This is a genomic window from Robiginitalea aurantiaca (genome assembly GCF_030380815.1).
GTDB lineage: Bacteria > Bacteroidota > Bacteroidia > Flavobacteriales > Flavobacteriaceae > Robiginitalea > Robiginitalea aurantiaca.
In genome coordinates, this window is the sequence record NZ_JAUDUY010000003.1 from 26,432 (window position 1) to 48,037 (window position 21,606).

Sequence of the window (21,606 nt, forward strand, 5' to 3'; positions counted from 1 at the left end):
CGTTATGGATTGGAGCCTGAAGTCTCGCGATCGAATAAGGCGCTGCAGGTGTCATTCAACTAATTTAATGGCATTATGTCCCGTAAGTGAAATGTATCGCAATCATGGATGTTCAGGTACAGTTAATTAAAGTCACATCTAATATGAAACACATCAAATTGCAAACAAAGATGTCGCTGGCAGCATGGGGTCTATTCCTGTTGCCATTTCTTACATCGGCCCAGTGCGAACTCTTCAAAAGCGAAATCTCCGAGGTAGGTACCTATTCGGAACTCGTGAGTATTAATTCGGATAGTCTCAGGAATTATTCAGAAATCGCGGGGTATGCAGATACCTTTTCTCTGGCAAAGGAGAATGCCCGTAAGGCCAGGATTTTTGCTGGTGAGGCGCAGGCAGCTGCCGAAGAAGCGGTTTCCCTGGCGGGAGATTCTCAATATTATGCAGAGGTTTGTGGCCTTGATGCCGTCATTACCAATGCTATAGAAGCGGAGAGCCGGGCTATTGACGCCAGGGACTTTGCAGATGTAGCAATGAATAATTCGAAAAAAGCGACGGCTGCCCGAAAACTCGGCGACGTTCAGTACTATATGCGAAAGGCATTGAATGCCGCCCGGGAGGCTCATAAATCAGCAACGGCTGCCGTATATGCAGCTTCTGATGCACATTACAGCTGCACCCACGATGATGCCTCTACCCCCGGGCAAGGCAGGTAGTTGTCTGAGCTGAAAAAGATCAGGAATCACACGTAGATTTCTGCAATTTCCTGTTCGAATTTTTTGCGGATCACCCGTCTTTTGAGCTTTAAGGTTGGGGTGAGTTCCGCTTCAGACTGGTCCTCATGAACCGGTAACCACTGGGAGGGGACCAGTTTGAATTTCTTGATCTGCTCAATATGTGAGAATTGAGGATTCAGCTTATCGATGATTTTCTGGTATTTGGCAATCACCTTTTTTTGTTGAATCATCTCCGGTAAACTGCTCCATTCGATGCCCTTATGATCGCACCAGTTTTTAAGGGCTTCTTCAGCAGGGACGATAAGGGCTGAAACAAATTTTTGTTTTTCCCCCACAACCATGATTTGCTCAATGAGAAAATCCTCCCGGAATTTATTTTCAATCGGGGCCGGAGCTACGTACTTCCCCCCTGAGGTTTTTAGGAGTTCTTTTTTACGATCTGTAATTTTAAGGAACTGACGACCTCCCTCCCCGGGAATAAACTTTCCGATGTCCCCGGTACAAAACCATTTTTTTCCATCGATCTCTTTAAAGACCTGGGCGGTTACTTCAGGCTTTTTGTAATACCCCTGCATCACATTAGGCCCGTGGGCGAGGATTTCTCCCTCTCCCTCTCCGTATTCCCCGGAGGCACTTTCTATTCGAAGTTCTATACCATCAACAGCGTAGCCAACAGTGCCCAACATTGTCCCGCCAGGCTCCATTCGGTTCCCGGTGAGGGTTGGGGAGGTCTCCGTAAGGCCATAGGCTTCTAGGATATTGATGCCAGCCCCAGAGAACACCCGTAGGATTTTAACAGGACACGGGGCGGCCCCAGTTACAATTACGCGTACATTCCCGCCAAGGGCTGCGCGCCACTTGCTGAAAATCAGCCGGTCTGCTATCTTCCATTTCAGGCCTTCCACAAAGGAGCGTTTTCGCCCCGGATCGTAATCATCGGTAAGGCTGAGGGCCCAGAAAAACAAGTTGCGTTTAACGCCTTCAAGGGCAAGGCCTTTGTTATAGATGGCTTCGTATATTTTCTCAAGTAATCTGGGCACTGTGGTGAAGGCTACCGGCTTAACGGAGGCCAGATCACCTTCAGGCCCACTGAGGTTATCCGTACCGCAATAGTACACAGAGGCCCCTTTATAGTAATAGACAAAGGAAACAGCCCGCTCGTAGATATGGCAGGTCGGCAGAAAGCTAAGTACTTTCTCCCCCTCATCCACTTTGAGAAGATGTGATGTTTCCAATACCACAAACATGATGTTGGCATGGGTGAGCATCACCCCTTTGGGATTTCCCGTCGTCCCTGAGGTATAAATGATCGTCATCAGGTCTGTTTCCTTAATGGCATCCTTTATGGGTTGCAGGCCTGCTATTCCTTCAATGTAGAAAATGTCCTTCCAGAAAGGTCGATCCGGATGCGAATCAAAACAGTAGATATCCGTAAGGGTTGGCGTGTTTTTTTGAGCGCCCTTTAACTTGTCGTAAAGGTCCATTGCACCGCAAAAGGCCATTTTTACCTCGGCTTCATTTAAAATGTATTCGTATTCGCCTATGCTGATCGTGGGATACAGGGGAATGCTGATAGCCCCGGACATTTGAATGGCAAAGTCCATAATCAGCCATTCCGGTCTGTTTTTATAGGCTACAATAGCCACCTTATCCCCGGGTTTTATTCCTGTTTTTACAAGGCCCCAGGCCGCTTGCTCCGCCGCTTCCAAAACCTCTTGAGAAGTGTATGAAACCCAGTTTCCTAAAGCGTCCCGGGCACTTACAGCTTTGTCAAGGGGCAGGTTTTCCACCTGGTTGTAGAGCAGATCAAAAAGACGTGTCATCGTGAAGTTGGTTTTTAGAAGTACTTAAGATACAATTTATATGGAGAGAGTCTTTATTCAAACATCAGGCTGATAAATTCGGCAACACAGGCGGGTTTTGAAGCTCCTTCGAGTTCCAGCGTACATTCCCATGTGATTTTCACACCCTTCTCTGCATAGGACTCAATTGAAGCAATCCGGGTCAACAGGCGAACCCGACTTCCGGAAGGTACCGGACTTGGGAATCGCACCTTGTTCAGGCCGTAGTTCACGCCCATCGTTGCAGACTGTACCTTCATAACATCCATGAGCCTGGATAGCAGTGAAAGGGATAAAAACCCGTGGGCGATGGTTGTTTTAAATGGTGAAAACTTCCGTGCCTTTTCTACATCGGTATGGATCCATTGATTGTCTCCAGTCGCTTTTGCAAAGTCATCGATCATTTCCTGGGTCACCGTAAACCAATCCCCTTCCGGAAGCTGCTTGCCCTTAAGGGCTCGTAATGCGGTAAGATTATCTAATACAAGTTTGGCCATAACACTATCTTGAAGTTCCACCATCAATGGTCAGACAAATACCCGAAACAAATCTGGCCTCATCAGAGGCGAGGTAGAGATAGCCATAGGCAATGTCTATCGGTTGGGCTACCGTTCCCAGTGGAATACTTTTTTTGATCGCTTCAAAATGCGCCTCCGGGATCTTCTGAACCATTTCGGTCATTGTGAAACCCGGGGCTACGGCATTGGCTGTGATTCCATGTTTCCCCAGCTCCACAGTCCAGGTCTTGGACATGGCGATGACGCCTGCCTTTGTCGCTGCATAATTCGTCTGTCCGAAGTTCCCTCTGAGGCCTACATTGGAGGCCGCGCTGACGATGCGTCCGTATTTTTGAGCTTTCATATAGGGGGCTGCAGCCTGGGTGCAGATGAACACCCCTTTTAAATTTACGGCTACAACGGCGTCCCATTCGTCCTCACTCATTTTTTCCAGGGTGCGGTCGCGGGTGATTCCCGCATTGTTGATCAGGATATCGATTTTCCCGTAGGTCTCATCTACGTGTTTAAACAGTGTTTCCACAGCCGGTTTGTCGGTCACGGAAACTTTGTGAAATTCGGCCTGCCCCCCTGAGGCCTTAATCGCTTCGGCAACCTGCTGACCTTCGGGTAAGAGGTCCAGTACTATTACAGTGGCGCCTTCCCTGGCGAAGAGCTCGGCAATAGCCCTGCCAATACCCCGGGCTCCCCCGGTTACAATTGCAATCCTATCTTTTAGTCTCATTTGTTGTAAATATGAATTTAATGCTATGTGATTGTATTCCCTTTGGCCTTTAAAGGTTATTCCATTTGAACGACAACTTTACCCTGCACCTTGCGATGCATCAATTCCTCAATAGCCTTTGGCGCATCTTCCAGATTAAAGGTTTTATGGATATGGGGGGATAGTTTCCCCTCCGCATGCCAGGCCATAAGTTCGCGGGTATTTTGAAGGTTTTGTTTGGGTTGGCTCATTGCGAACTGTCCCCAGAAAACGCCAACAATCGAAGCCCCTTTCAGCAACGGCAGGTTCAATGGGATTTTAGGGATCTGCCCGGCGGCAAAACCAACCACCAGAAAGCGGCCTTCCCAGGCAATTCCCCTGAAGGCGGGCTCGGAATACGACCCGCCTACCGGATCCAGAATGACATCCACGCCCCTGGACGATGTAATTTCTTTGAGGCTTGATTTCAAGTCAGCTTTAGTATAATTAAGGAGGTGATCCGCCCCGAAAGCAGCACAGCGTTCGAGTTTCTGATCTGTTGAGGCTGCAGCGATTACCGTTGCCCCCATGAGCTTACCCAATTCCACGGCGGCTAACCCCACGCCTCCTGAGGCTCCTAAAACCAGCAAGGTTTCCCCGGGCTTAAGGGCTGCGCGATCTTTTAAGGCGTGGTATGAAGTTCCATAGGCCATCATAAATGAGGCTGCCACCGGGAAATCCATCTGCTTTGGTTTGGGGAAGCACGCTTTGGCCGGCATAATGACTTCCTCAGCCAGGCCGCCGTAAGCCACAAAGCCGATGACATGGTCCCCGGGGCCTACATGGTCTACGCCTTCCCCAACGGCTTTGACAACCCCTGCAACATCACTGCCAGGGGTAAAGGGGAGTTCCGGTTTTATTTGATAGAGTCCCTGTATGATCAGGGAATCGGGAAAGTTAATTCCGCATGCCTTAACCTGCACCAACACTTCATGCTTTTTTGGTTTCAGGTCAGGCACGGATTCCAAAACAAGATTGGAAGGAGGCCCGTAAGTATTACAGCGAATTGCTCTCATGTCTTTTTAGTCTTCGAGCACTTTGAGTACCAGTTTCCCCGTTTTATCGCCCGAGAATAACCTGTTGAAGGTTTGGGGGAAATTTTCAATACCCTCGTAGACAGCCTCCCGGCTTTTGAGCTTTCCGGTGGCCAGCCAGCCCCCCATAACCTGGGCAGCTTCCTGATAGCGGTCCGCCCAGTCAAAAACCACCATGCCCTGCATGGTAGCCCTGTTGACCAGGAGGGACAGGTAGTTGGATGGCCCTTTAACGGCTGTTTTGTTGTTGTACTGGGAAATGGCTCCGCAGATTACAATGCGCGCATTTCTTCTCAAACGACCCAGGGCGTAGTCCAGGATGGGCACGCCCACATTGTCGAAGTACACATCCAGGCCTTTGGGACAGGTTTCCTTCAGGCGAACCCGGACGTCCTCGTTCTTATAATCTATGGCATGGTCAAAACCGAGTTCGTCAATCAGGTATTTACACTTTTCAGGACCTCCGGCAATACCGATGACGGTACACCCTTTTATTTTGGCGATCTGACCGACAACACTGCCAACAGCCCCTGCCGCACCGGAAACCACAACCACATCCCCTTCCTTTAATTTTCCCACCTCGAGAATCCCAAAATAGGCAGTCATTCCCGTCATTCCAAGGGTTCCCAGGTACGTGGGGAGGGGTGCAAAAGCCGGATCTGCCTTAAACCAGCCTTTGCCATCGGTTACTGCATATTGCTGGACCCCTCCTCCGCCGGAAACGAAATCGCCCACCTCAAATCCAGGCAGGTTTTTTACGGCTACCACTTCGCCCACGGAACCAGACCGCATAACGGAACCGAGTTCCATGGGTTCGATATAGGACTTTCCTTCGTTCATCCATCCGCGCATGGCGGGGTCCAGGGAGACATAGTGCTGGCGAACCAGCATCTGTCCGTCTGTGATTTCCGGGATTGGGTTGGTTTCCAACGACCAGGTGGAGGCATCAGCGGCTCCAACCGGGCGCTTGACAAATAGGAGTTGTTTGTTCATCGTCTTATTGAGATTTTTTAGTTGAAAAACTGTTTACATAGGCTTCCATCTTCTGGCGGATTTCCGGTTTCCACCACAGGGTTGCAGCCTCCTTAAGGGATTGGGATGCATCTGTGTCGAGCCGGTCCAGCCAGTGCTTTCGGACTTTCTTTTTTGTGCTGACCCATATTTCAGGATCGGCTTTCAGGTAGGTTTTCATTTTGGCTTCGGCCCGTTCCAGGACGTATTCAAGAGGAAGCAATTCATCGACCAGTCCCGAGGCATGTGCCTCAGCGCCTGAAAGCAGTTTTCCTTCAAGAATGTAACGGCTCGCCAGTCCGTCACCCATCCAAAAGGCATAGGCCTCGGTCAAATTTTGTGAAATCTGAATGTTTACGGCTACCTCATTCAATCCGATCACATATTTATCGCCCTCTGCCATGATGCGGTTGTCACTGGTTACGGCCAGGACGCATCCCCCGGCAGGGGCATGGCCCGTGATGGCAGAAATAAAAGGTTTTGGAAACCGGACAAGTTGAAGGTACAGCGCTCCGAAGTCTTCAAAAAAACTTGAAATCTGCTTTTTGTCGTATCGGATAAGCTCGATTAAATCCAACCCGGCAGAGAAAAAATGGGGTTGCCCGGTCAGAATCGCCCCCCGGACTTCAGGGTCGTTTTCCAGGTCCTGGAATACCTGGCGTAATTCCATCACCATTTCATGGTTGATTGCGTTTACCTTTCCCCGGTTTAACTGGAGTATGGTGTATTCTGATTTGTCAATCCGTGTGATTGTATTCATTTCTCTGATAAATTAGGTTATAACAGGGACGTTCCCCCGTCCAGAACAAGGGTTTGGCCCGTTATGAATTTCGCCTGATCCGAGGCCAGCCATGCAATGGCTTCTGCTATTTCATCGGCTTCTCCAAAGCGGTCCATTGGAATGAGCCGCTTTAAGGTTTCTTCCATTTCCGGCCGAAACCCCAACAGTTTCTCGAGCAGGGGGGTACGCGTATACCCCGGACACACCGCATTGATCCGGATATTGTCCTTGCCGTATTCCAGGGCGGCCGATTTGGTCATTCCAACTACAGCGAACTTACTGGCGCTGTAGGAGAGGTTGTATCCCGAAGCCTTCAGCCCCGCCAGGGAGGCTACATTGACAATAGAACCTTGGCCTTGCACCATCATCTGTTTCAGGGCAGCCTGCATGGTGTAAAAGACCCCGGTCTGGTTTACGGCGATCACATTGTGCCAGTCCTCATGGGTGTGTTCCGCCGTCTTGTGTTGTTCTTTTCCGCCTATCCCCGCGTTGCTTACCACGATATCAATGCTGCCATAAGCTTCTACTGCCGCTTTAAAAAAAGCATCTACCTGATTAAAATCAGAAACATCTACCCGATGTGCAAAGGCAGTGCCCCCGGCATCGTTAATTTCTGTCACTACGTTTTCGAGACGTCTGAGATTGATGTCCGAGGCTGCTATTTTAGCGCCTAAAACGCCCATGTGTCGGGCTGTAGCTGCCCCAATACCGCTTGCGGCCCCCGTGATTACGACTATTTTGTCTTTTAAGTTCATCAGTGTAAATCGTCTATTTGATTTTTTTGAATGGCGCGTAAGGCCGTATCGCAACACAGTGCGGAAGCTTTATCGAGTTCTGAAAATCGGGGATCACTGGTATAACCATGTTTATACCGAAAGTAGATTTGCTGGGCGATTACCGCCACCTTAAACAGCCCATAGGCGTAGTAGAAAACCAGGTTGGAGACATCGCTTCCGCTTCCGGCTGCATAGGCCCCGACAATTTCTGATCTCAAAGGGTTTCCGGGCAGCACCGTTGGGGAAGGGAGCCCCAGTTTCATAAACTCGGGGTCTGAGGCTGTGGTCCAGTACCCGAGTGAGGTTCCCAAATCCATCAGGGGGTCTCCGAGGGTGCACATTTCCCAGTCCAGAATAGCGGCTACTTCCTGCCAGCTGTCATCTTTGAAAACCAGGTTATCGTATTTGTAATCGTTGTGAATCAGGCTGTGCTGATAGGTTTTGGGTTGGTGGTCCTGCATCCAGGCCATGACCTTATGGGCGGAATCCACATTTTCAGTCACTGCTGCCAGGTATTGCTTGCCCCAATTGGCCACCTGCCGTTCCACGTAGCCTTCAGGTCTTCCCAGGGCTCCAAGGCCAGCGGCATTGTAATCTACCTTGTGAAGGTCGATAAGTGTATGTAGCCAGGTGTTGGAGATCGCCTGGAATGCTTCAGGGGAAGGGTTGCGTTTATGAGCTTCCCTTGCAGAGAGAATGATCCCGTCTACTTTTTCCATGATGTAAAAGGGGGCGCCCAGCACCTCCGGATCCTCTGAGAAAACATATACCAGGGGCGTTTTATCAAAAACCTGACGGAGTTTGTGGAGGACCTCGTATTCCCGACCCATATCGTGGCCCCTTTTGGGAGCCCCAACAGGGGGCCGCCTGAGCACGTATTCTTTCTCTTCAAACCCGAGGAGGTAGGTGAGGTTTGAATATCCATTCTTAAACTGGCTGACACGAATAGGACTGTCATAACTGTCGAGCAATCCTGCACCTGTCAGGAACTTCCTGAGGTTTCCCTCCGGCAATTCCTCTCCTGGACGCACGGGCCTTGTGGCAGTTTCCTCAGTCATTTGCCTGGCCGTATTTCCTGATGGTTGATTTTCCGAGCTGGCTCAAATGGACTTCATCCGGGCCGTCCGCCAGGCGCAAACTGCGGGCTGCAGCATAGAAATGCGCCAGGGGCGAGTCTCCGCTTACCCCTTTTCCGCCCATAATCTGAATGGCTCTGTCTATGACGTTCGCAGCCATGGCAGGCACCACTATTTTGATCATGGAAATAAGCTCTTTTGCCGATTTGCTACCCACCCGGTCTATGCGGTCTGCGGCGGAGAGCACCAGCAGGCGTGCCTGTTCGATTTCACAGGCAGAGCGGGAAATCTCCTGCCGAATGCTCGAATAGGTGTCCAGGCTTCTGCCAAACGGACTGCGGGATGTTGCCCTTGCAGACATGAGTTCCAGACTCCGCTGCGCCATTCCTATCAGGCGCATGCAGTGGTGTATCCGACCCGGACCCAGACGTCCCTGGGCAATTTCAAATCCTTTTCCCTCCCCGAGGATTAAATTGGATTTGGGCACCCGGACCGATTCCAGGACGATCTCAGCATGTCCTTCGGGTGAATCCAGGTATCCAAAGACACTTAAGGGGCGAATAATTTGCAATCCGGGGGTGTCCATTGGGACGAGGATCATGCTGTGTTGCTGGTGCCTGGGCGCATCAAAATCTGTTTTTCCCATCACGATGGCAATCTTGCAATTCGGGTCCATGGCCCCTGAAGACCACCATTTTCGCCCATTGATGAGGTAATCCCCCTGATCCGGCACAATTGATGTCTCCATATTAGTGGCGTCCGAGGAAGCGACCTCCGGTTCGGTCATCAGGAAGGCCGATCTGATCTTACCTTCCAATAAAGGCTCAAGCCATTTTTTTTGCTGTTCCGGGCTTCCGTACCGGGCCAGTACTTCCATGTTTCCAGTATCCGGAGGGCTGCAATTGAAGACTTCTGAAGCCCATCGGGTACGCCCCATAAGTTCAGCCAGGGGGGCGTATTCCAAATTGGTCAGTCCCGGGCTGAAGTCGCCGTAATCGCGGGGCAGGAACAGATTCCACAACCCTTCTTTCCGGGCTGCGTCCTTAAGTTTTTCGAGGCCGGGCCATTTTATCCACAAGTTTGCCGGATCCCTGTCAAAGGCCTCAACCTCCTCATCTGCCGGGAGGATCTGTTTTTTGAGGAAGTCTTTCAGGCGACTCTGGAGTTCCAGGGATTTCTCAGTGTATTGAAAATTCATGTTTTGGTTCTTCTCGACTCATTAATACCTATCCGGCAACCATATACCCGCCATCGGCTACATAGACACCTCCCGTCATATAAGATCCGGCATCTGAGGCCAGCAGCATGACCAGCCCGGCCATTTCATCCGGGTTCGCAATCCTTCCCAGGGGGAGGTGCTTGGTAAAGCGGCTTACCAGGGCCTCATCTGCCCACAGGCCTTCACTGAATTTTGTCTTGATGAGGCCCGGACAGATGACATTGGCGCGAACCCCGTAGCGACCCCATTCCTTGGCCTGGTTCTGAGTAAGTGTAATCAGGGCCGATTTGGTCGCACTGTACAGGCCGAGCCCAAACCCGGGACGCAGCCCTTCCACAGAGGAAATATTTATAATGCTGCCGCCTCCGGCTGCCTTCATATGCTCAAGGGCATGGTTGGAGAGTAGCCAGGGCGCCTTGACATTTACTTCCATGATCTTGTCAAAAACGCCTTCCTCTGATCCTTCCAGGGGACCGTAATAGGGGTTGATTGCCGCATTGTTCACAAGGATGTCGATTTTCCCAAAGGCCTCAATAGTTTTCGAAATCAAGCCTTCCCGCTGCCCGGCATCTCCAATATGACACTGGATTCCGATGGCCTTCAGTCCCAAATCTGAAAATTCCCTGGCGACATCGTCTACAGCGTCCTGTTTGCGGCTGCTGACGACCACTTGTGCACCGGCTTCGGCCAGGCCTTGGGCAATAGCCTTGCCTATTCCCTTACTGGAACCGGTAACAATAGCCACTTTGCCATTAAGGTCAAATTTTGATGTAATCGTATTCATTTTCGTTCTGTGTTTTTCTTTTAATCCGGGGTGCTACTCAAAAAGTCCCTCATCCACGGATACGGTGAGGTCTGAGGTGTTGAGCAGGATTGCTGCCGAGGCCTCGCTTTTGGGCAATTCATAGGTGTAATAAAATCGCATCGCGTGAATTTTGCTTTTGTAAAAGGCAGCGGAGTGCTTTGTTGCTCCATCGGAAAGGGCTTTGTTTGCATGCAGTGACATATCCAGCCATAACCATCCGATGAGAATGTTCCCGAAGAAATCCATAAAGACGGTGGCATCTGCCAGGAAACGCTCGTAATTTCCTTTTCCTGCATACCCCATGAGGTAATTCAGAACCTTTTTCATCAAATCTGTTTTTCCGGCCAGGACCCCCGCAAAGGATTTTAGGGAGTCCTCGCCCATGGCCTCTTTGATGGTTTTCCCCATTTCCCCTGCCAGATGGGTTAAGGCTACCCCCTGATCCATGGTCACTTTCCGCCCCAGCAGATCCATGGATTGGATACCGGTAGTCCCTTCGTAGATGGAAAAAATCCGGATGTCCCTGTAGTATTGTTGCAGGATAAAATCGGAACAATAGCCGTAGCCCCCGAGAACCTGTACCCCATTGCTCACCGATTCAAGACCCTTTTCCGAGGGATATGTTTTCGCTACCGGAGTTAAAAGTTCGAGCAAATAGTGGTATTTTTTTCGCTCGGATTCCTCGGGATGGGTAAGGGACAGATCCTGGTATTTCGCTGAAAGCAGCACCAGGCTCAACGCACCTTCAACAATTACCTTTTGGGTTAGCAGCATGCGCTTGACGTCCGGGTGATTAATGATGAGGGTTTGCGCTTCAGACACATCTTTTTTTCCGGTACTGGTCAATTTTCGCCCCTGTGGGCGTTCCTTGGCGTACGCCAGGGATGCCCGGTAAGCCGCCATCGCAATTGCGGCTGCCCCGCGACCAACGGCAATCCGGGCGCCGTTCATCATCAGGAACATGTATTTTAATCCCTGGTGGGGTTCCCCGACCAACCAGCCGCGGCACTCTTTTTTGTCGCCAAAAGACAAATGGGTGGTACAGTATCCGCGTTGCCCCATTTTTTGAAAATCACCTACGGTATTCACGTCGTTAAAGACGAGTTGCCCGTCTCCATCCGGCCTGTGCTTTGGCACGACAAAAAGCGATATGCCCTTTGTGCCGGCCGGCGCGCCTTTGATCCGCGCCAGGACCAAATGCACCACGTTTTCAACACCCTTATAATCTCCACCCGAGATAAAAATCTTCTGACCTGAAATCAGGTAATGCTCCCCATCAGGTTCTGCCGAGGTTACAATATCCGAAAGGGAACTCCCGGCCTGGGGTTCTGTCAGGCACATGGTTCCGTTCCAGGCACCGGACAGCATGTTCGGCACATAGGTTTTTTTCAGGTGTTCATTTCCAAAATGAAGGATGAGTTCTGCAGCCCCGAAAGTCAGACCGATATACCCGGGCAAGTGGTTGTTGGCGCTCTCCTGAATATAGGCGGCTGCCGTCACGACACAATTGGGCATCTGAAGCCCTCCGACCTCGTGGTCGAAAAGGGCCGCTGCCAAACCCATTTCCCCGGCCTTTTTCATATACTGGGTTACCTGTGGGTGAACGTGCACTTCTCCATCCTCAAAATGGGCCGGACGGGCGTCCATTTCCTGGAAATAAGGAAAGAGCTCCTTATCCGAAAAGTCAGAAACGGCATTCAGAAAAAGATCCACAGATGCGCGATCATAATCCTTAAAACGCTCCTGGGCCAAAACCCCATCCAGGTCATGCACATTGTAAAGCAGGAATTTTACGGTGTCTAAATCGAGATATCGGGAAGCCATAAGCGTTTGTTTTAGTGCTGGCCTACTAAGATAACAGATAAAACGCAGGGATTGAATCTCTGTCCCAAATTTAAGCCGGACCGGTTTGCCCCAGGTTCTGACTGAAATCAGGCGGGTACTCCCCCCGGTTGCAAAGACCTTGCTTGCATGCCGTGCGATGCCGGCACAAGGTATTTTAGGTCCAGGCCACGGACTTGATCCCTGAATTCCAACTGATTATTTTATATCTTATCGGGCCTAAAAATCCAATAATGCAAAACATCAGATCCCTTACCCTTTGTTTGATGGCTGTTTTTTTGAGCGGATTGCTCTCTGCCCAGAAGAAAAATCCATCCTTCGAAGAGGTGATTTCACTTCAGTCTGTTTCGAATCCGGTAATTTCGCCCGACGGGCGGCATGTCGTTTTTGAGAAATCGGCTACAGACTGGGCTGAGAATCGTTTTGACCGGGAGTTATGGCTTTCCAAAGACCAGGGAGCCCCTTTTCCACTTACCAATAACCCTTCAGCAGATAGCCGGAACCCGAAGTGGTCACCGGACGGAAAATGGATTTCATTTGTTTCCAGGCGGGGGGATAAGAACCAGATCCATGTGATGCGATCCGGAGGGGGAGAAGCCTTCCAGCTGACAGATGCCAAAGAGGGCGTATCCAGTTATGAGTGGTCTCCGGACGGGAAACGTATCGCCTTTCTCCAGAGCGAGGACAAGGGAGATGCGGAGGAGGCCCGGGAAAAGAAATACGGGGAATTTATGGAGGATGAAGCCGAATATGAGCTATCGTGGTTATGGGTAGTGGATTTCAAACCTGAGCGGTTTACACAAATGCCGTTGCCTCAGCAAATGGAGGATTCCCTTTTTAAGGCGGAACGAAAACCCAAAGCCCTGCTGGATAGCGTCCCTTTTACCATTAATGAATTCCAGTGGTCTCCGGACGGCACTAAAATTGCTATAGAACACCAGCCGGACCCGTTGATCAATTCTTTTTTTAAAGCCGACATCTCGATTTACGATGTGGCAAGCGGAACCCACAAGCCGCTTATTGCCAACCCGAGTTACGACGGTCTGGTAGACTGGTCTCCCGACAGCAAATCGATCTTGTATCAGACCAACCTGAATGACAGCACCTCCAATTACTATAAGAACAATAAGCTATTCCGAATTGATATAGATGGTTCCGGGGACAAGCAGCTTGCAGCCGATTTCGACGAGAACATCAACAACCTGAACTGGACCCCGGAGGGGATTTACGGCACGGCCTGGCAAAAGACCAAACGCCCCATTGTAAGGATCGATCCGAAATCCGGGAAGACAAAGGTCATGACTACAACCCCGGATCAGGCGTGGAGCCTGAACTTTGATAAAGACGGAAAGAACATGGTATTTGGCGGTCGGAACTATGATAGCCTGGGAGAGATTTGGACCACCGGGACGGACTTCAGGCAGGTAAAACAGATCACGGAGAACAGTTCGCAGATCTCCGGTTGGGCCACTTCCCAGAGCGAAGTAATTCAATGGAAAAGTGAGGATGGCGCCCAGATTGAAGGGGTTTTGCACAAGCCCGCGGACTACGACCCTTCAAAAAAGTATCCGCTACTTGTTGTTATTCACGGTGGGCCCACAGGGATTTCTACCCCCCAGCCCGTGCCTGCTTATGTGTACCCCATCCTTCAATGGCTTAATAAGGGTGCCCTGGTGTTGATGCCGAACTACAGGGGTTCCGCAGGGTATGGGGAGGAATTCCGTTCGCTCAATGTTCAAAACCTCGGCGTCGGGGATGCCTGGGATGTGCTCTCAGGCGTTGCACATATGGAAAAACAGGGGCTTATTGACCCAACCCGCATGGGTTCCATGGGATGGAGCCAGGGTGGGTATATCTCAGCTTTTCTCACCACAAACTCCGATCGCTTCAAGGCGATTTCCGTAGGGGCGGGAATTTCCAATTGGGTTACGTATTACGTGAACACTGACATCCACCCCTTTACCCGCCAGTACCTCAAAGCTACCCCCTGGGAGGATATGGAAGTCTATGAGCGCACCTCGCCCATGACAAACATTTCAAAGGCATCCACCCCGACATTGATTCAACACGGGGAAAATGACCGAAGGGTGCCCATAGCCAACGCTTATGAACTCGTACAGGGATTAAGGGATCAGGGCGTGGACTCCAAACTGATCGTTTACAAAGGCTTTGGACATGGGATCACCAAACCGAAAGAACGCCTTGCAGCCACCTGGCACAACTGGCAGTGGTTTGGGAAGTATATATGGGGAGAGGAGATTGAGATGGGGGAGTAGGTTGTAGCACCTAAATTCGCGAACCTTAAAATAAATCTCCACTTTACCACCCTGCAGTGTAGGGAGAAAGGGTATTGGAAGGACTAGCTCAAAATCGTAGGGGGTATTGCCACAGGAAAGCCTAAAGGATAAGCTATTTATTACAGGCATTATTCCCAAATTGGCTTTGAGCTTGAGCTCCAGCCCTGTTTAAAAGTTTTATTGCGGAGCATTGAAATTTCTAGCTCTAAACTGCACGGACAAGCAATCGGGAAGATCAATACATCCGGTAAGACTCCCCAATGGCATACCGGACGGAAAAGCCAGCACCCAGGTTTTCACCATTCACATCAGAGAGGTCGGCCCCGAGTTGGAGGCCTAGTTGCAGATGCTCCCAAAGTGTATATTCTGCAAACAACTGGATATACATTACATTTTTAAAAGGAGTGTAAGGTTTTGTGGAAAGGCCTCTATTTGTAGCATAACTTCCCATAAGTTTCAGGTTGAGATTTGAGACAGAGGCTTTTACTCCTATATGATGTGCAGTCACCCTGTTATTGATAATTCCGGGAGAATCAGTGTCAGGGGTTAAATAGGGCGCTCCGATGACTCGGTTGAAATAGGTCCAGCCGGATTGATAAACGCGGCTATTAAAATAATCTTCTCCTCCATCATTGCCATTCTTTTGAGGTCCGGTAGTATGAGTGTATTCATAGACAATGCCCCTGATGATACTGTTTTCGGGGAGTTCCCAAAATCCACCCCAAACCCCATCCGGAAAATTGTTGAAGAGAAGCCCATCTGTATTTTCAAAAAGATTTTGGAAATAAACGGATAAGGAACCGGCACGCAATTCATATTGGTAGTGAAACCTCCATGAGCCCATTTGGTTAGCCAGGGCAACCGAGGGTCCTCCAGCACCGGTATCAATACTTTCTTTCCCGAAGAAAACGTTTACAAAGTCACCGAAGCTATTCGGCATCTGCCCCCTCTCCGGGCTAATTCCACCCCATTGTGCGTAATGGTGCAAGGCGAATTTGAATAAAGAACGCTCGGAGAGTTGAAAATTCAGTGCTCCGAATTTATAGTGTATATAGGGGTTTTCAACGAACCTCTCGTCATTGAGCCAGTAATGCGACATCCCACCCTCAATACCTAACCAATTTGTAACCCAGAACGGTGCAGAGGTGTACACTTCAACACCCGGGATGGCTCTTGCGTTATTACTCCAAAGGATATCCCCATTAACAGAAGAAAGGCCAAGGAATTGTTTCGGACGTCCACGCGCACCTGCGGTAAAACGAAGGACATTCCATCCGAGCGTCGCGTAGTATTCATTAGCCCTAACCGCATTTTCACCACCTTCATAATAGTCAATGAATAAGGAACTTCCTGCCTCCACCTCAAAACGTTCACCCAGATATTGACGGTAATGACCATCCAGCAATCCCAGGCCCTGAGTTTCCTGTGAAACCATTCCCAGTTGATTTGAGTAGAACCAGAACGGGTTTTGGCCATTGTTAAAATACCCGCCCGCCTTCAGGCCTACTTCGTATTCATATTGAGTGAAAGCATGCAAGGGCAACCCGAATAGCATCATGTATAAAATGACATTGACATAGAAGCCAGGAAGATGGTTAATTGGGTTTTTCAATGAAGTTCTCTAAGTCTCGAAAGCCTATAAGATATTTAAAAATATGATTATCAGTATAATTGGAATTATTAGAGATGAAAATAAATGGCGATCTATTAAATTCATTTCCCAGAAATGCAGTCATCCCCTTAGAGGTGAAATAGCATTAAAAAAGGGGATTGTTATTAAAACAATCCCCTTTAGACTAACTAATAAAGTGAAACGGTTAGTTATTGCCCGTCAAACACATCCATTCTAAACCGTTCTCCAATCATATATCTGAAAGAGAGGCCAATGCCGAAATTATCCTGTTTAACACTGGAAACATCCGTACCGATGGAAAATCCAAGCTGCATGGTCTCACGCAGGGCATAAAAAACACGGGCATGGGCGTAAAATACATTTTCTTCAGGGTTAAAGGGGGCGTCATATCGCCCTTTATTGATAGTGTAGCTCCCCATCAATCGCAAATCCCACTTTTCATCAAAACTTTGAATACGCGCGCCAAGATGGTGGGCAATTATCCGTGTGTTAATTATAGGTGGCAAACCATCGGCAGTCGTGAAATAAGGGAGTCCCACCACACGATCTTTGTACGTCCATCCGGAACGGTACACATTATGGTTAAAATAATCATCATTTCCGTTTGTAATGCCTTGAGGCCCGCTCTGGTATGTAGTCTGAACGTATTCATAAACAAGGCCTCTCAAAGCACTGTAATCTGGGAGTTCCCAGAACACACCAAAAACCCCATCTGCAAGGTTCTGCAAACTCACCCCGGACACGTCGTCCCAAATCGTTTGTATATAACCCGTTAAAGATCCGTTATTCAACTCATGGGAGTATTCTAATTGGTAAGAGCCAACATGATTTCCAATAGCTATCACGTCTTCTTGGGTCCCTTCATCTCCGCGTAAACCAAAGAATACCTTCCAATAATCTCCAAATCCTGCAGATTGCGAACCACTTTCAGGGCTTATCCCTCCCCATTGGGCAAAGTGCTCAATTCCCGCCCTTAAGGTTGAAACATCAGAAAGGGTAAAATTTAGGGTTAAATTTTTGTAGTGTACATAGGCGCCCGTTACATATCTGTCATTATTTAACCAAAAATGTGCCAAATTTCCCTCTAAACCTAACCAAGGAAATACTTGTAGAGGTTCAAGAGTTTGAATTTCCACACCGGGCATTGGACGTGCATTATTACTCCAAACAATGTTTCCATTTACCGAGGAGATGCCCATATAGCGTTCCGGCCTTGCCCGAGCTCCTCCGGTGATCCGAAAGGTTTCCCAAATGAACGAGGCATAATATTCATTGCCACTTACCTTATTATTCCCTCCACTATAGAGATCTGTGAATAAAGATGCTCCAATCTCTATTTCAGTAGTCTGGCTCAGATATCTGCGATAATAGCCATTGGCCATTGCCAAAACTTCGGTATCTTCTGAAACCATCCCCAAGGTATTTGAATACTCCCAAAAAGGATTACTTCCATTATTTATAAACCCCTTAAGATAGAGGTCGGCCTGCAACTCATACTGGGCGGATAATCCAGTTGTAGATATAAGAATTAAGAAACAAAACCCCGAAAAGAGGGTTGAAACCGAATTAAACTTATTATGAGTTTTTAACATAACCTTCAAGATAATGATTTTTCATTTAACCTCCTTTGCCAAAAACACTTTTGTACCAGGGGGTCTTCTTTTTTTGGTCGGAGTAGCCGTAGCCGTAGCCATAATTATAGCCTTTCGCATGGGTTCTCTTCACATCATTCAGAAGTAATGCCATATGTTGCATTTTGCCTGATTTTTGTAGGTTCTTGATGTGTTCAGTAAGTTGCTTTTCCGTATGACCGGAGCGCACTACATAAAGCACCAGATCAAGGGGGTCATCCATAATTAGACTGTCGGTAACCAGAACGGTTGGAGCTGTGTCCAAGATCACAACATCGAACAGGTCACGTGATTCCCGTAGGAATTGCAAGTAGCGTTCCCCCGAAAGCAACTGTGGAGCATTTGGAGGTATTGGCCCACTGAAGCAAATACTCAGGTAGGGGAATTTACGGTCTGGATTTTGAAGGCAGTCTTTTAATCTAAGATCTGGTTCGGAGAGGTAATTTGAGAATCCTACAACGTTTTTATCGCTTCCGAAAAATTCATGGAGTCTTGGATTTCGCAGGTCCCCTCCGACTAATAAAACCTTTTGGTTTAAACTGGAATATGCACGCGCTAATTCTATGGCTATTAGGGTTTTCCCTTCACCTTTTACTGATGACGTGACCATTCCTACTTTTCCTTTTTCAGAGGATTTAGTTTTTAGCAGGAACTTAATATTAGTGACGAGGATCCGAAAACTCTCAGCCAGTTCGGAACGTTCATGAGTTTTACTTGGGTCACGAGGGATATGTGGGATTTCCCCAGCAATTGGCAGGTCGGGTAGTGCTTTTTCCAATTCTTTACGATGGTACAGCTTGTTGTCAAGGGTAAACAATATAAATAAAATAGCAAATGGCACTAGAAAACCGACAAATGCACAAATCCCGTAAACAGAGATCTTTTTAGGGGCTATTGGTCCGGAACTTAGAGCGTAGTCAATTACCTTAATAGACGGGGCTGTAACGGCCCGTTTGATGCCTGCTTCCTCCCGTTTTTGAAGGAGAACCAGGAACAAATTTTCCTTAAGATTCTGTTGGCGCTCAATGGCCCGAAGCATGCGTTCCTCTTCAGGAAGTTGCGCATAGACTGCATCGAAGGTTGCTTGATCCTCCTGCAGGCGGGTAAGAGATGTTAATAAATGGGCTTCATAAATATCAAGGGAATTCAGGATATTTTTTTTTCTACGTTCAAGTTGCTTGTCAATTGCATGCAAGGTTGGATTATCTTCTCCCATGTTTGGCGATAACATATCCCGCCTCAGAATGAGCTCGTTGTATCCTAACACCAAAGTATTTAAATTCAGGTTTTCGAGACCAATGTCCCCGGGGAGAAGGCTGTCAGTATTCTGGGCCTCGAGATTTTCTTTGAGCATTTTGGCAAGAGAAAGCTGGGTTTCCAAATTGGAAGTTCTAAGCTCTGTCTCAGATTTCTGTTGCAGAGCTAAACTTGCATCGGCCTCAATATAAGTGAGTTCATAGGCTTCCTTAAATGATTGTTTTCTGGTTTCAATTGAGTCGAGCTCCTTAGAAAGATATATAAACCGACGATTGATAAAATCAATAGTGCGCTGAGTGACCTCTTGACGGTCTATCATGCCATCTTGGTTGAATTTTTCCACTACGGCATTTAAGATGGCTTCAGAGCGATCCCGACTTTGACCGAACAAAGCTAGTGACAGAATTTCACTGCCATCTTCTGTTGGCCAGACCTCAATTGACTGAGAAAGAGCTAGAGCAACTTTGCTTGGTTCACTGAAGACAATCTTATAAGGATATGGGCTGGAAGGAAGCTTCTTAAATGGATCTGAAAGTTTAATAGTAAATGGTAAAGCAATCTGAAGGCTGTCAGGAGTATTAAATGCTATTTTTTGAGGAGTCTCTTCTTCTCGGGATATTAAGAATCCATCATCCTCAAATTGAATTAAATATATCCCCGATCCAAGCGCCTTGTCTTCAAATCGCTTTCTTTCTATAATGAAAGGTACATTCCAGACCTGTGTGTCTCTTACATCTCCCATCAGGTAATAATCGATGTCTAGATGTAGAAGTTCAACTACCTGTTTCAATAGACGGTAGGACTTGATGACTAAAACTTCATTATGGAGATTTAATTGTGAATTACCTAAAACAGCAGCCCCTCCAAGATCTAGGACGTTTTTGTCGTCCTCTTTTAAGATTTTGATCTTCGCCTCTGAATAATAGGTTTGCGGAGTATAGCGCAGGTATAAATAGCCTATTAAAAGCGCAAATAGGAGTCCAAACAGGAACAAATACCAAAAATTCAGGTACTTTAACAGGAATCCTTTTAGATCAAAGTCCTCCTCCCTTGAATCTATAAAGGTGTCGAAAGGATTCTCTTGCATGTGTTCGGAAGTTTTTAAAACCTCTTTTGTTAATTTCAAAAGCTCGCGCGGGTGTTTCCCCTTTTTAATAGGATGAAATTAACATAATCCGCGGGGAATGCCTAAAATTGAATCCATTAAATGGATTTTAAGAAGATTAACATTTTTCGGGCGATATCCTTACGACCAAACTTCAGCGAAAGAGCATTAGTCCCGATTTTTGCTTTGCTATATTTTTCAGGCCTTCTGATCTCCTCCAAGGCATTTAAAAATGACATCTTATCTTCAGGCATATAGCATACTCCTGCGCCAAAAAATTCGACTATTTCCCTAGCTTCACCTTCCAAACCCAAAAGGATGGGTTTTTCCATTGCTGCTGCCTCAAAGATCTTAGAAGGTATCACTGCTTTGAAGGTTTCACTTTTCCTCAGGTTGACTAAAGCTACGTCTTGAAGGCTCAGGTACCTGTGTACCTCTGCTTTCGAGACAGAATCCAAGAAAAGGGCATTGGAAATCCCTAATTTTTGTGCTTGCAACAGCAATTTTTGTTTCTCTGCACCATCCCCAATGAACAAAAACAACAGCTCTGGGTGGCTGGTCCGCAGTTCTATAATGGCATTCAAAATAAAGTTGAGACCATGTGCCATACCTAAGGTGCCAATATATCCGACAACAAACTTGCCTTTAAGGCCCAGCCTCTCAACAAGTTCTTCATCCTTCACTCTCGGCCTGAAATTTATAAGAGACACTCCATTTTTAAAGACGGCGACTTTTCCCGGGTCAATGCCTCGGGCCACTATTTTCTCTTTAAAGGTATCAGTTACTACGACGATCCGGTCTGCTGATTGGTACAGCCGTTTCTCTAGCCATTCGAGGATACGTAGGGTTGAACCATTATTCATGGCACCAACAGCAACAATAGATTCTGGCCAAAGATCACGTACTTCCATCACCCATTTTTTACCCCTAAAAAATGCTAACCAATGCCCAGCGACAGCTGTGAAGAACTGGGGGGAGGTGGCAATGATGAGGTCAGTTTTAATTCGAAGACCGCTCAGAAAGGCCATAAAGGCGAAACTTAGATAATCTAAAATGCGCTTTAGGAAGCCTTCATTTGCTGCGATTATGGTCCAAATTCGGACCACCCGAATCCCTTCAATGTACTCCTCTTGGTAGAGGCGATTACTATACCCGGAAAATACCCTGCCTTTTGGGAAATTGGGCACCCCGGTAATTACGGTCACCTCCACCCCTTCTTTAACCCATTCCCTGCAATGCTCGAAGGTGCGGTTGGCCGGGGCATTGACTTCAGGGGGAAAATTATCAGTTAGGAACAGGATTTTCAA

17 protein-coding genes are annotated in these 21,606 nt (G+C 48.1%); 2 read left to right on the plus strand and 15 right to left on the minus strand.

What is annotated here, in order from left to right:
* Nucleotides 1-143: 143 nt before the first annotated feature.
* Nucleotides 144-713 carry a hypothetical protein gene (locus QU605_RS06540; protein WP_289724482.1) on the plus strand — a complete coding sequence of 190 codons (570 nt, stop codon included), beginning with the start codon at nucleotides 144-146 and terminating at the stop codon, nucleotides 711-713.
* A gap of 26 nt (nucleotides 714-739) precedes the next feature.
* On the opposite strand, the gene QU605_RS06545 is transcribed toward QU605_RS06540, so the two are convergent.
* The 11 genes from QU605_RS06545 to QU605_RS06595 are packed head-to-tail and all read right to left on the minus strand — an operon-like array spanning nucleotide 740 to nucleotide 12,358.
* A complete protein-coding gene (locus QU605_RS06545; RefSeq protein ID WP_289724483.1) occupies nucleotides 740-2,557 on the minus strand; it encodes an AMP-dependent synthetase/ligase in 1,818 nt (605 codons plus the stop codon).
* Nucleotides 2,558-2,610: 53 nt separating this feature from the next.
* Nucleotides 2,611-3,072: a MaoC family dehydratase gene (locus tag QU605_RS06550; protein WP_289724484.1), complete on the minus strand. Its 462-nt coding sequence runs from the start codon at nucleotides 3,070-3,072 to the stop codon at nucleotides 2,611-2,613.
* A gap of 4 nt (nucleotides 3,073-3,076) precedes the next feature.
* Nucleotides 3,077-3,814 (minus strand): SDR family NAD(P)-dependent oxidoreductase, encoded by a 738-nt coding sequence (locus tag QU605_RS06555; protein WP_289724485.1) that lies wholly within the window; start codon nucleotides 3,812-3,814, stop codon nucleotides 3,077-3,079.
* A gap of 56 nt (nucleotides 3,815-3,870) precedes the next feature.
* The gene (locus tag QU605_RS06560) at nucleotides 3,871-4,848 is read right to left on the minus strand and encodes an NADPH:quinone oxidoreductase family protein (RefSeq protein ID WP_289724486.1); all 978 of its coding nucleotides are present in this window, start codon (nucleotides 4,846-4,848) and stop codon (nucleotides 3,871-3,873) included.
* A 6-nt stretch (nucleotides 4,849-4,854) separates the two neighbouring features.
* A complete protein-coding gene (locus QU605_RS06565) occupies nucleotides 4,855-5,859 on the minus strand; it encodes an NADP-dependent oxidoreductase (RefSeq protein WP_289724487.1) in 1,005 nt (334 codons plus the stop codon).
* Between the two features lie 4 nt (nucleotides 5,860-5,863).
* Nucleotides 5,864-6,637: an enoyl-CoA hydratase/isomerase family protein gene (locus QU605_RS06570; protein WP_289724488.1), complete on the minus strand. Its 774-nt coding sequence runs from the start codon at nucleotides 6,635-6,637 to the stop codon at nucleotides 5,864-5,866.
* Between the two features lie 17 nt (nucleotides 6,638-6,654).
* Nucleotides 6,655-7,413: an SDR family NAD(P)-dependent oxidoreductase gene (locus QU605_RS06575; RefSeq protein WP_289724489.1), complete on the minus strand. Its 759-nt coding sequence runs from the start codon at nucleotides 7,411-7,413 to the stop codon at nucleotides 6,655-6,657.
* Entirely contained in the window at nucleotides 7,413-8,492 is a 1,080-nt protein-coding gene (locus QU605_RS06580; protein ID WP_289724490.1) for a phosphotransferase family protein, read from the minus strand. Before QU605_RS06580 ends, QU605_RS06575 begins: the two co-directional genes overlap by 1 nt.
* Nucleotides 8,485-9,708: an acyl-CoA dehydrogenase family protein gene (locus tag QU605_RS06585; RefSeq protein WP_289724491.1), complete on the minus strand. Its 1,224-nt coding sequence runs from the start codon at nucleotides 9,706-9,708 to the stop codon at nucleotides 8,485-8,487. Before QU605_RS06585 ends, QU605_RS06580 begins: the two co-directional genes overlap by 8 nt.
* Before the next feature lie 28 nt (nucleotides 9,709-9,736).
* On the minus strand, nucleotides 9,737-10,513 hold the full coding sequence (locus QU605_RS06590; RefSeq protein ID WP_289724492.1) for an SDR family NAD(P)-dependent oxidoreductase: 777 nt from the start codon (nucleotides 10,511-10,513) through the stop codon (nucleotides 9,737-9,739).
* Nucleotides 10,514-10,546: 33 nt separating this feature from the next.
* Nucleotides 10,547-12,358, minus strand: a complete 1,812-nt coding sequence (locus QU605_RS06595; RefSeq protein WP_289724493.1) for an acyl-CoA dehydrogenase family protein — start codon at nucleotides 12,356-12,358, stop codon at nucleotides 10,547-10,549.
* Between the two features lie 251 nt (nucleotides 12,359-12,609).
* On the opposite strand from QU605_RS06595, the gene QU605_RS06600 reads away from it, so the two are divergent.
* On the plus strand, nucleotides 12,610-14,652 hold the full coding sequence (locus QU605_RS06600) for a S9 family peptidase (RefSeq protein ID WP_289724494.1): 2,043 nt from the start codon (nucleotides 12,610-12,612) through the stop codon (nucleotides 14,650-14,652).
* 256 nt (nucleotides 14,653-14,908) lie between these two features.
* On the opposite strand, the gene QU605_RS06605 is transcribed toward QU605_RS06600, so the two are convergent.
* The 4 genes from QU605_RS06605 to QU605_RS06620 form a co-directional block, all read right to left on the minus strand.
* Nucleotides 14,909-16,285 (minus strand): capsule assembly Wzi family protein, encoded by a 1,377-nt coding sequence (locus QU605_RS06605; RefSeq protein ID WP_289724495.1) that lies wholly within the window; start codon nucleotides 16,283-16,285, stop codon nucleotides 14,909-14,911.
* Between the two features lie 209 nt (nucleotides 16,286-16,494).
* Nucleotides 16,495-17,898, minus strand: coding sequence for a capsule assembly Wzi family protein (locus tag QU605_RS06610; protein ID WP_289724496.1), 1,404 nt, complete (start codon nucleotides 17,896-17,898; stop codon nucleotides 16,495-16,497).
* Nucleotides 17,899-17,923: 25 nt separating this feature from the next.
* Nucleotides 17,924-20,320 (minus strand): GumC family protein, encoded by a 2,397-nt coding sequence (locus QU605_RS06615; RefSeq protein WP_289724497.1) that lies wholly within the window; start codon nucleotides 20,318-20,320, stop codon nucleotides 17,924-17,926.
* A 77-nt stretch (nucleotides 20,321-20,397) separates the two neighbouring features.
* Nucleotides 20,398-21,606 (minus strand): glycosyltransferase family 4 protein, encoded by a 1,209-nt coding sequence (locus QU605_RS06620; RefSeq protein ID WP_289724498.1) that lies wholly within the window; start codon nucleotides 21,604-21,606, stop codon nucleotides 20,398-20,400.

What these genes read in the sequence shown, in the direction of transcription:
- QU605_RS06540 (WP_289724482.1), top strand. Translation starts at nt 144, where the DNA reads ATGAAACACATCAAATTGCAAACAAAGATGTCGCTGGCAGCATGGGGT.
- QU605_RS06545 (WP_289724483.1), bottom strand. Translation starts at nt 2,557, where the DNA reads ATGACACGTCTTTTTGATCTGCTCTACAACCAGGTGGAAAACCTGCCC.
- QU605_RS06550 (WP_289724484.1), bottom strand. Translation starts at nt 3,072, where the DNA reads ATGGCCAAACTTGTATTAGATAATCTTACCGCATTACGAGCCCTTAAG.
- QU605_RS06555 (WP_289724485.1), bottom strand. Translation starts at nt 3,814, where the DNA reads ATGAGACTAAAAGATAGGATTGCAATTGTAACCGGGGGAGCCCGGGGT.
- QU605_RS06560 (WP_289724486.1), bottom strand. Translation starts at nt 4,848, where the DNA reads ATGAGAGCAATTCGCTGTAATACTTACGGGCCTCCTTCCAATCTTGTT.
- QU605_RS06565 (WP_289724487.1), bottom strand. Translation starts at nt 5,859, where the DNA reads ATGAACAAACAACTCCTATTTGTCAAGCGCCCGGTTGGAGCCGCTGAT.
- QU605_RS06570 (WP_289724488.1), bottom strand. Translation starts at nt 6,637, where the DNA reads ATGAATACAATCACACGGATTGACAAATCAGAATACACCATACTCCAG.
- QU605_RS06575 (WP_289724489.1), bottom strand. Translation starts at nt 7,413, where the DNA reads ATGAACTTAAAAGACAAAATAGTCGTAATCACGGGGGCCGCAAGCGGT.
- QU605_RS06580 (WP_289724490.1), bottom strand. Translation starts at nt 8,492, where the DNA reads ATGACTGAGGAAACTGCCACAAGGCCCGTGCGTCCAGGAGAGGAATTG.
- QU605_RS06585 (WP_289724491.1), bottom strand. Translation starts at nt 9,708, where the DNA reads ATGAATTTTCAATACACTGAGAAATCCCTGGAACTCCAGAGTCGCCTG.
- QU605_RS06590 (WP_289724492.1), bottom strand. Translation starts at nt 10,513, where the DNA reads ATGAATACGATTACATCAAAATTTGACCTTAATGGCAAAGTGGCTATT.
- QU605_RS06595 (WP_289724493.1), bottom strand. Translation starts at nt 12,358, where the DNA reads ATGGCTTCCCGATATCTCGATTTAGACACCGTAAAATTCCTGCTTTAC.
- QU605_RS06600 (WP_289724494.1), top strand. Translation starts at nt 12,610, where the DNA reads ATGCAAAACATCAGATCCCTTACCCTTTGTTTGATGGCTGTTTTTTTG.
- QU605_RS06610 (WP_289724496.1), bottom strand. Translation starts at nt 17,898, where the DNA reads ATGTTAAAAACTCATAATAAGTTTAATTCGGTTTCAACCCTCTTTTCG.